The organism is Actinomycetota bacterium, assembly GCA_018830725.1.
Classification (GTDB): Bacteria; Actinomycetota; Humimicrobiia; order JAHJRV01; family JAHJRV01; genus JAHJRV01.
This window is the reverse complement of record JAHJRV010000163.1, coordinates 1-10,080: the sequence shown is the minus strand read 5'-3', so window position 1 is coordinate 10,080 and position 10,080 is coordinate 1. Positions and strand designations below refer to the sequence as shown.

Below are 10,080 nucleotides of genomic sequence, written 5' to 3'. Positions count from 1 at the left end.
TAATGGATGTTTGAGCACCAGGGGTAGGATTTAAAGCTCTTATTTGATCATGTATTTTCTTTGATGGACTATCCCAATTTATAGTTGCAATTTTTTTCGTGATTTTTTTAGTATATGTAGCCAAACTATCATCTTGTATGACAGTCTTTACATTCCCTTTTTCAACTAAATCTAGGGTATCCATTAATATTTTACAGCCTTCATTTTCAATTATTCGCTTGAGCTTTCCCAAAGTATCATTTTCTTTGATCTTGATTTTTTTTTGCAAAATGATATCACCCGAGTCCATCTTTTCCTCTAAAAAAGTTGTAGTAATACCTGTTGTTTGGTCTCCATTTAATATTGCCCATTGAATTGGTGATGGACCTCTATATTTTGGAAGTAAAGAAGGATGAAGATTAATCCATCCTTTTTTCATGATGTTTATAGTTTCTTTTTTCAAAATCCTTCCATATGCTACAACAACTCCCACTTCTGCTTTAAGTTTACTAATTTGTGAAATAAATTCCGGGTTATTAATATTTGGAGGTTGAAGAACTTTTAATCCCAATCTGATAGCTTCTTTCTTTATGGAAGGTGATGTTATTCTCATTCCCCTTCCACTCTTTCTATCAGGATTTGTTATAACAGCAATAATTTTATGATGTGATGAATTTATTGTTCTTAAAAATGGAATAGAAAATTGAGGCGTTCCCAAAAAGATGAGTTTCAAATCTTTACCTCCTGATATTGTTTTCTTAACTCATTCATTTCTAAAAGTATTTTTCTTCTATCTTCATTTGAAGCATGATCAATAATTAAAACACCATTAAGATGATCAATCTCATGTTGAATCGCTTTTGCCAACAGACCTTCAGCCTTTATTTTAACTTTCTGTCCTTTTGAATTTTTAGTTATTACAGAAATTTTTTCAGCTCGCTTTACAGGACAACTTAAGGAGTAAAAGCTTAAACAACTCTCTTGTTGTTCTATTTCTCCCTCCTTCTTTATAATTTTAGAATTTATGAGTTCGATTAATCCATCCCCAATATCAACAACAGCCACTTTTTTTAAAACACCTATTTGATTAGCTGCAATACCTACACCAGAAGAGTTTTTCATGGTGTCTACTAAATCTTTAATTAATTTTTTAATCTCACTATCTATCTCTTTGACATCTGAACTTTTTTCCCTTAAAACGGGGTCTCCAAATATCCTTATCATCTTTTTTGCCATTATCAATTTTCTCTTGTATGTTTAACTTTCCAAATTTAAAAAATTACCATTTAAAAATATTAACACTTTTACCAATATCCAAAAATTATTGGAAACTTTATATATATTTTCTAATCTAAATTTCCTTTAAAAATATACCATAAAGTTAATATTAAAACTTAAATCTATCTAAAAATAATTAAGAGAAAAATACTAACCTAAATTTTAAAACTTTTCAAACTCTAAAGGTGTCTATTTTTAAATTTTATCTAATACCTTGAAATTATGTTTAATCATTTTTTACTTTATTACTTGATGAAAGCAGTCTTATTTAGATATGTAAAAAAGTTATCTACATTGTTGATATAGGGTCAACATCTACTACATATTTAGCCTTCTTACCTAATCTAGGAATCTCTAACATTGTTTGAGTCAATATTTCTTTCGTTTTATCAGGTTTTTCTGTTTTTATAAATATATGCCATCTATATTTATTCTTAATTCTTGAAAGAGGAGCTGGTGCTGGACCTAAGATAGTAGCATAATTATCTATTTCTTTCGATTTAATAAAAGATAATATTTCATTACTAAGATTAATAACATCATCTTCAAACTTACCAGAAATTAATATATTTATAAGATAAGAATATGGTGAATACATTAGTTCTTTTCTAAATTTAATCTCCTTTTTATAGAATGTTAAATAGTCGCCTTTTGTTGCACAATCTATAGCATAATGCTCTGGAAAGTGTGTTTGTATAATTACCTTTCCCACTTTTTTACCCCTACCGGACCTTCCACTAACCTGTGTTACAAGTTGAAATGTCCTTTCTGCAGCTCTAAAATCCGGAAGATTTAAAGCTGTATCAGCATTTACAACTCCAACTAATATCACATTCTTTATATCCAGACCTTTTGCAATCATCTGTGTACCTAAAAGAATTGACCCTGAGCTCTGGCTAAATTGGTTAAGAATTGTCTGATGTGAAATCTTTCCTATTGTACTGTCTGTATCCATTCTATATATATCAACTTTGGAAAATAATCTGTATAATTGCTCTTCAATCCTTTGAGTACCCATCCCCATCGGTTTTAGAGCTATACCCTTACAATTTGGACATACATCTGTAGCTCCAGTTGTATAATTGCAATGGTGACAAATGAGCGAGAGATTTGCTCTGTGATATTTTAAGGATAGGTCACAATTTGGACATTTAAATACATATCCACAACTTGTGCAGAGTAAAAATGTGGCAAATCCTCTTCTATTTATAAATAATATAACTCCTTCTTTATTATTTAGTGTTTTTTCAATCTCATATATTAATGTATTGCTCATTCCCAAAACACCTGGAACAATTGGTTCATTTCTCATATCAACAACTTCAACCTCTGGTAATCCTCCCTCTGTAACTCTTTCTGGAAGAGTAAGAAAGTTATATTCACCAATCTCTGCTTTGTATCTAGTTTCAATACATGGAGTAGCACTTCCAAGTATAACAACTGAATTTTGTAGCTTGGCTAATTTCTGAGCAACTTCTCTAACATTATATTGAGGGGAGGTTGTTTCTTTGTAGCTATTTTCATGCTCCTCATCTATAATGATCACACCCAAATTCTTTAATGGTGAAAAAATTGCAGAACGAGTTCCAATAACTACCTGACATCTATTTTCATTTATATCCATCCACTGATCAAATCTTTCTCCTTTACTCATTTTGCTATGAAAAACTCCAACAACATCACCTAATCTATTTTTAAAACGAGTTACCATTTGTGGTGTTAATGCAATCTCTGGAACTAAAACCAAAGCTGTTTTACCTATAGAAAGTATAAACGATATTACTCTAAGATAAACCTCTGTCTTTCCACTTCCAGATACTCCCTGTAATAAGAATGTAGCTGATTTTCCCTTTTTTATCTGGTCAACAACATACTTAATAGCCTTTTTTTGATAAGAGGTTAACTTTTTAGGAATCAAACTCTCATCACTATAAGAAGTTGGGAACTTCCTTTTCACCCTTTCTGAAACTATTTCGATGTATCCCTTCTTTTCCAGTGATGAGATACTTGAGTGAGATGATTTTGTACTTTTTAAAAGTTCGTTTTGTTCAATTTCAACCTTCAAAGATAATTTTTTAAGTATTTCCTTCTGTTTAGGAGCATTTTCTAATTGTTTTAATGTTGCTTTAACCTCACTTTGAGATATTTTTAGTTTAACTATTTCTTTAAAACGATAAGAAATGGGCTCATGCTTAACACTGTAAATTCTTTTTATTAGTCCTCTTTTTTCAAGTGAAATAACAGAATTAAATAAATTTTTTCTAGATAAAAGCTTTTGTAATCTTGTGATTTTTACTGGTTTTCCTTTGTTTGAGATTATCTCAACAATTTTTCTCTGTAAAAAAGCTTTCTTAGATAATTTATCAAAACATCTTTTCTTGCTTTGGGTAAGTTTAACAAGAGTAATAATTGCACCAGCGCCTCCAGGTTTAATAATGTGCTTTATACAATTTGAAAGAGGTGCTAAATAGTAGTTGGACATCCATCTACAAAGTTCAAACATTACTGGAGAAAACTGGGGTTTTTCTTCTAAAATAACTTGAATTTTTTTTATCTTTTTTACAGGTTTTTTATTAGTAAATCCAACAACAAATCCAAGTTGTAGACCATGAGAAAATGGGATTTTTACTAAAGAACCAATATTTATTTTACTTCTTAAGTGAGGGGGTATTTCATAAACATAAAATTTACTTAATTCTTTTATTGGGAGATCCACTAGCACTTTGGCTAGAGTAAATTTATTTGCCACTATTACTTCTCCATATTCAGCAATAGATCCTGCTATTATATTTAATTATTTATTCTTTCTCCTCAGGTTTTTTATATGAGATTTTTCCATTAGCAATTTCTTTAAATGCTATAGTTAGAGGATTTGTTGAATTAGTCTCTATTAATGGTTTGGGGTACTTTGTTTTTCTCATATATTTTTGAGCATTTATATAAGATTGTATATGCCTTGCTCTTTTAGCAGCAATTATTGACAATATATACCTATTTTCAACTTTATTTTTTAATTTATCGATAAATTTATTACCCAATTTTTTATTTTTCAATATAACCTTCTATAATTATTTTTAATTTTTTTACAACTTTTTTGATATCATCATTTATAATAACATGATCATAAAAACCTTTTGAGGTAATCTGTTCTTTTGCAGATTGTAATCTTCTGGTCATCTCTCTTATACGTTCAGTATCCCTTTCTTTGAGCCTTTTTTCTAATTCTTCAAGTGATGGGGGAAGTATATATATGAAGAGAGCAGGAATTTTTTTCTTTTTAATCTGATTAGCTCCTTGTTCATCTATATCGAGTATTACATTTTTTCTTTTTTCTCTAAGTTCTTTTACCTGTTTTTTTAACGTACCATATAGATTTCCATGAACCTTAGCCCACTCAATAAATGCATCATTTCTTATTAAATCATTAAATTCTTCTGGAGACACAAAGAAGTAGTCAACGCTCTCTATCTCACCTTCTCTTATAGCTCTTGTAGTAGCTGAAACAGAGAAGGTTAGAGTGGGAATTTTTTGCATGACTTTTCTAATCAGAGTAGTTTTACCTGCTCCTGATGGACCTGATATAACAATTAACTTGCCAAGTTTCTTTATATTTTTTACTTTCTCAGGTTCACTTTGGCTTATACCAATTGGATGTTTTTTTACAGTATTCAATCTTCTAACTAAAGCGAGAAAGAATCTCCTTTGTCTGTCTTACTCCTAATCCTTTAACTCTACGAGAGGCTGCTATTTTGACTTCGTTCATTATCTTATCAGCTGTTATTTTTCCAACCCCAGGTAATGATGTTAAAATATCTTTTGCTTTTATTCTTTCAGCTGTTTGTCCACTCATCTCTAGAACTTCCTTAAGACTAATTTTTCCTCTCTTTAAATTTTTCTTCAACTCAGCTCTCTCTCTTCTCAGTTTAAGTGCTTTTTCAAGACCTTCTTTCCTTTGCTCTGGTGTTAATTTTGGAGGATACATTATAATTTACTCCTTTCCCTCAAAATTTTATAGATTTAAAGTATTTTTTTTCGTTTTAATATTATACCAGAATAATCCTAAAATACAAATAATATTTATTATTTTATCAGATGAAATTAAATTTATATTTAAATCTCAAAAAATCTTTAAAAAATAAGAAATATTATTTCTTGATTCCCTTTTTATGGAGGTTTAATTAAAATTAAAGTTCCAAAAGTCAAAGCATCCTGTGAATTAGCTCGAGGAGAAGAAGATATAATAAGCTCACATTCACCTAAATGATCTGTATCTAAAATATCAAGGTTGAATCCAAATGGTGTCTTATCCTGTGGGTTCTGTATTCCTATTTGAATCCAGGGTATCTTTAATTCAATATAATATTCCCCGACTTTCTTTGATGAAGCAATATTAATCCCGGATAATTCATACTGTTCAGGAACGATTGTTTTTACCTGAGCAGGTATATTTGAGAAATTACCAGGTGAAATAAATAGTTGATAATCATCAGCATCAAGTATCCTTTCATTTAAATCTCCGTATAAATTGCTATCTATAGATAATAACAGACCATCTCCCTTTAAAATATCATCTTCCTTCCCTAATGGAGTTAAAACATCATCAGTAACATCTATAATTATGTAAAGATATTTATCATCCCAGACGGAATAAAATCTTCCAGAAAGGTCAGAAGGACTTGTAAGAGCCTTTGAATTATAAGTTACTTTAAATGCTGAAAAAGAATCGAAATCTTCCCATTTTTCAGTAATCCCATCTATTTCTATGACATTTTCAGTTTCTAAACAAATTTTAGGAAATCCATTGGTCTTTCTATATTCTATTTCACTTATTACCCTGTTTATCTTTTCAAGCAGAGTTTCTTTAATTTCCTCCTCCTCTGGAGAATAAACTGTTACTTCAATTGGTAATGACTCTTTCTTTTCATTCTGATCATTTACTGCTTCAGCATATATGGAATATACTCCAGTAGTTGTTGTTTCCCATTTAAAAATATAAGGTTCTTTATTAAGACCCTCAACTAATACACCATTGATGAATATATTTACTTTATTAATTGGTCGATTACTTGAAACAACAACCTCAATGTTAGATTCTGCTTTTCCTTGAAGAGTGGGGATCTTTTCACCATCCGTAGGTGAAGAGATAGCAACCTCAAAAATTGGTTTTTTTAATGTTTGCTCTCCTGTAAAAAATCCTGAAAAGAATGGTCTCAAAATTGTAAAAAATAGAAAAGCAAATATTATAATGGATATTATTATTATTATTAGAAAAGCCAGTATCGAATTTGATTTTTGCTCTTTAACCTTTAAAGTTTTATCTTTATTGATATTCATAATTTAATCTAAAAATTCCTTATTAATAAGACACTTATTAAAACACTTACTATTCCAGCAACAACCATCTTTGCTCCAGAGATAATAATATTTTCCTTAGAAATTCTTCCTAAAAATATTCCTAATAAAAATAGAGTAACAAATGATAGAGCAAATGAAATATAGTAACAAATTCTTATATTAAAAAACCTGGTAAACAAAAATGGAAGTAATGAAAAAAAAGCAGTAATAGAGGAAGCAACAACATCTGCAACTGTTACAACTATCATCGCAAATTTATGCGCGCTTTCTATTTTTGTGTTAGAAAGATCTGAAATTGTTGCTTTTTCTAACTCCCTTAAACTACTTATTCTTTCAGATCTCTCAGTTAAGTAAGTTCCCCATAAACCTGACACTCCCATAGCAACGCAGGTTGAAATTCCGGTTACAAAAATTACTGCTGGATTATTAAAACCCGACAAATAATAACCAATTAATAGTCCTAACATTGTAAGAGAGCCATCAAAACCATTCATGGCAAAATAGCGCCTTGCAATTTCATCTACTTCTGAAATTTTCCTATATTCTTTTAATTTCTTTGTAAATTTATAAAGAAAGTTCATGGGTTCTTTTGAATATTATAATATTAAGCAAGGGTTGATTCTGTATCTTGATGAGTTGGAACTTCTTCAATAATAGTACTACCAGTTGAGACCTTATCAACACTATGAACTGAACCTCCATTATCAATGATTATAGCTTCAACCTCTTTAAAAATTATGTCTTCTCCTTCACAAGTAATTTTCACACTTTCAGATTTTGCATCCATCTCAACCAAGCTAACATCAACTCCATCAACTCCTTTAATGTCAGCCAATTGCTTAGCTAAATCTACAATAGATGGTGATAGTGGTTTTAATACATCTAATACCAAACGCCTTATATTACTCAATTTTTAATCACTCCCAAATATTTTTTGATATCCTATTACTATTTTATATTAATTAGTATGTAATATTACAATTGCTATTCTTAAAAATCAATATTTTTAGTTTCTAACATATTTAATGAATTTTTTAATTCTTCTGGCAGCTTATCTTCAAAACTCATTTCTTTTCCATCTCTTGGGTGTTTAAACTCCAATTTTGATGCATGCAAAAAATGCCTCTTCAGTTTTAAATAATCTTCAATTCTTCTTCTCTTTCTATACTGAACATCTCCAACTACTGGTTTTCCTATATAAGATAGATGTACTCTTATTTGGTGAGTTCTCCCTGTTATAGGCCTTACCTTAATCAGAGTAAAATTATTAAACCGTTTAAGAACTTCAAATTCAGTTACTGACTCCCTCCCTTCAGGAATTACAGACATTTTCTTTCTATTCCTTCTACTTCTTCCTATCGGAGCATCAATTTTACCTTCATCCTCCTCTATTCTACCATGTACTAATGCTAAATAAATTTTTTTAACACTCTTCTTTTTAAATTGTTGGGAAAGATTTTTATGAGCATCATCATTCTTTGCTACTATCATCAAACCAGATGTTTGCTTATCCAATCTGTGGACAATACCTGGCCTGAGTACTCCACCAATATCGGATAAAAATTTTGTATGAAAAAGTAGTGCATTAACAATTGTTTTGTCAGGATGACCGGGAGATGGATGAACAACGATACCAGCAGGTTTTGATAAAACTATTATATCCTCATCTTCATATATGATATTTATTTTAATATCTTCAGGTTTTGCTTCTAATTTTAACAAAGGGGGAATATTTACCTCAATATCATCTCCCCTTTTTACAAAATGGCTCTTTGATTTTTTTTGACTATTTACAAAAACATTTCCTTGTGAAATTAACTTTTGAACTCTAGACCTTGATAGTTTTGGTATTCTCTCACAAATAAAAAGGTCCAGTCTTTTACCAATATCTTTATAAGAGGATGTGAGTTTTATCTTTCTTATATGTTTTTCCATAGGGTAATATACCAAAACATTAAAACCTAAATTTTCACAGGAAAGATTTTTAACTTTTTATATGTTTTTTGCACTTTTAAAATTAAATTTTTTTATAAATACGATATCGATACATTAAAAATATAAATGAGGTAAAAAATATGACTATAGAAAATATTTGAGAACCAGTAAGATTCCATGCAAATATGGAGTTATCTCTAAAAAACTCTGTTATAAAACGAGCTAAACCATAAAGCATAAAATAGATTAATATCAAATTCCCTTCAACTTTAATTCTTTTTCTAATGAACCATAAAAAAATAAAAATTAATAAATTGTGAGAAAAATGATAAATCTGAGTTGGATGTCTAAATGCTCCCTCAAGATAAATTGCCCAGGGTAAATCAGTTATTTTTCCATAACAACATCCCCTTAAAAGACAGCCTATTCTACCTATAGCATGACCCAGTGGAAGTGCTGGTGTACACATATCAGCGACTGTTTTAATTGATATCTTTTTAAAGTAACTAACTAATACAACTCCAAGTACTCCTAAGACTAATCCTCCATAGAATATAAAACCCTGTCCAAATCCTAATAATATTTCAATTGGATTTTCTGAATAGTAACTCCAGTTTCTTATAACAAAAAGTAATTTACTACCCAGTGTACCACATATCATAGCCGTCAATCCCAAGTCTAATGCAAGGTTAGGATCTAATCCTTTTCTTTTAGATTCAATATAAATTATAAAAATTGCCATTAAAAAACCTAAGGCAACCATAAATCCATATGAATGAATTGTTATATTGCCAATCTTAAATAGAGTGGGATACATTTAACTTACTCCTTTCAAAACATTATTTTTCTTTTTCAAAAAAAATAGATCTCCTTTTACTACTAATAAGGCAAGTATAAAAAAACCAATTACTACACATGAATCTGCAATATTGAACGCAGGCCATCTAAGTTTTGAATTTATTCCAAAATCTAAAAAATCTGTTATTTCTCCAAAAATAATTCTATCCAACAGATTATTACCTGTTGCTCCTCCTAAAATCAAGCCAATCGATATATAAAAAGCAGGATTCTTTTGCTTATACATATACAAAAAGTAAAGGAAAAAAGCTATAGTAATAATAGAAGCAATAATAAAAAAATATTTGGCATTTGGAAATATTCCAAATGCAGCTCCAGTGTTACTTACATGAGTTATGTGAAAAATATTTGGTATTACTGGAATTGAATCTCCTAAAAGCAAGTTCTTTCTTATTAAATATTTTGTTATCTGGTCAAATAATAGAACTATAATCCATAAAAACCAGGTTATTCTTATACCATTTTTTCTACTTATCATTAATTTAATTATTCTGTCTACCTCTTAAAATCAAATTTTTAATTTTATGTAATAGGACCAGATATAGATATACCTACTCTGATTTTTGTTTTTTCAATATCAAATTCCTCTATATTACCTGAAAGTGTGCTTGAAAATACTAATTCTGAAGTAAGAGTTTCTTTACATAAATAATCCTTATACTCCTCAATTATTTT

The 10,080-nt window shown here is 29.5% G+C and carries 12 protein-coding genes; all 12 read right to left on the bottom strand.

Annotation, left to right across the window (positions count from 1 at the left end; all coding sequences use genetic code 11):
• The coding region (gene fmt / locus KKC53_07145) for a methionyl-tRNA formyltransferase (protein MBU2598922.1) at positions 1-712 on the bottom strand (712 nt) is incomplete at its 3' end.
• Positions 709-1,215: a peptide deformylase gene (gene def, locus KKC53_07140; GenBank protein ID MBU2598921.1), complete on the bottom strand. Its 507-nt coding sequence runs from the start codon at positions 1,213-1,215 to the stop codon at positions 709-711. The genes def and fmt, both read right to left, overlap by 4 nt.
• Positions 1,216-1,546: 331 nt before the next feature.
• Complete coding sequence (gene priA / locus KKC53_07135) at positions 1,547-4,006, bottom strand: primosomal protein N' (GenBank protein ID MBU2598920.1); 2,460 nt, start codon at positions 4,004-4,006, stop codon at positions 1,547-1,549.
• 49 nt (positions 4,007-4,055) lie between these two features.
• Positions 4,056-4,313, bottom strand: a complete 258-nt coding sequence (gene rpoZ, locus KKC53_07130) for a DNA-directed RNA polymerase subunit omega (protein MBU2598919.1) — start codon at positions 4,311-4,313, stop codon at positions 4,056-4,058.
• A complete protein-coding gene (gene gmk, locus KKC53_07125) occupies positions 4,300-4,929 on the bottom strand; it encodes a guanylate kinase (protein MBU2598918.1) in 630 nt (209 codons plus the stop codon). The genes rpoZ and gmk overlap by 14 nt, the downstream gene beginning before the upstream one ends.
• Positions 4,930-4,933: 4 nt before the next feature.
• Complete coding sequence (locus KKC53_07120; protein MBU2598917.1) at positions 4,934-5,239, bottom strand: integration host factor; 306 nt, start codon at positions 5,237-5,239, stop codon at positions 4,934-4,936.
• Between the two features lie 182 nt (positions 5,240-5,421).
• Positions 5,422-6,591: a hypothetical protein gene (locus KKC53_07115; protein ID MBU2598916.1), complete on the bottom strand. Its 1,170-nt coding sequence runs from the start codon at positions 6,589-6,591 to the stop codon at positions 5,422-5,424.
• An 8-nt stretch (positions 6,592-6,599) separates the two neighbouring features.
• Positions 6,600-7,193: a VIT1/CCC1 transporter family protein gene (locus tag KKC53_07110; protein MBU2598915.1), complete on the bottom strand. Its 594-nt coding sequence runs from the start codon at positions 7,191-7,193 to the stop codon at positions 6,600-6,602.
• A gap of 23 nt (positions 7,194-7,216) precedes the next feature.
• Positions 7,217-7,522, bottom strand: a complete 306-nt coding sequence (locus tag KKC53_07105) for a DUF211 domain-containing protein (protein MBU2598914.1) — start codon at positions 7,520-7,522, stop codon at positions 7,217-7,219.
• Positions 7,523-7,602: 80 nt separating this feature from the next.
• Positions 7,603-8,547, bottom strand: a complete 945-nt coding sequence (locus tag KKC53_07100; GenBank protein MBU2598913.1) for an RluA family pseudouridine synthase — start codon at positions 8,545-8,547, stop codon at positions 7,603-7,605.
• 82 nt (positions 8,548-8,629) lie between these two features.
• Positions 8,630-9,364: a prolipoprotein diacylglyceryl transferase gene (lgt, locus tag KKC53_07095; GenBank protein MBU2598912.1), complete on the bottom strand. Its 735-nt coding sequence runs from the start codon at positions 9,362-9,364 to the stop codon at positions 8,630-8,632.
• The gene (gene lspA, locus KKC53_07090; protein MBU2598911.1) at positions 9,365-9,883 is read right to left on the bottom strand and encodes a signal peptidase II; all 519 of its coding nucleotides are present in this window, start codon (positions 9,881-9,883) and stop codon (positions 9,365-9,367) included.
• Positions 9,884-10,080 lie beyond the last annotated feature (197 nt).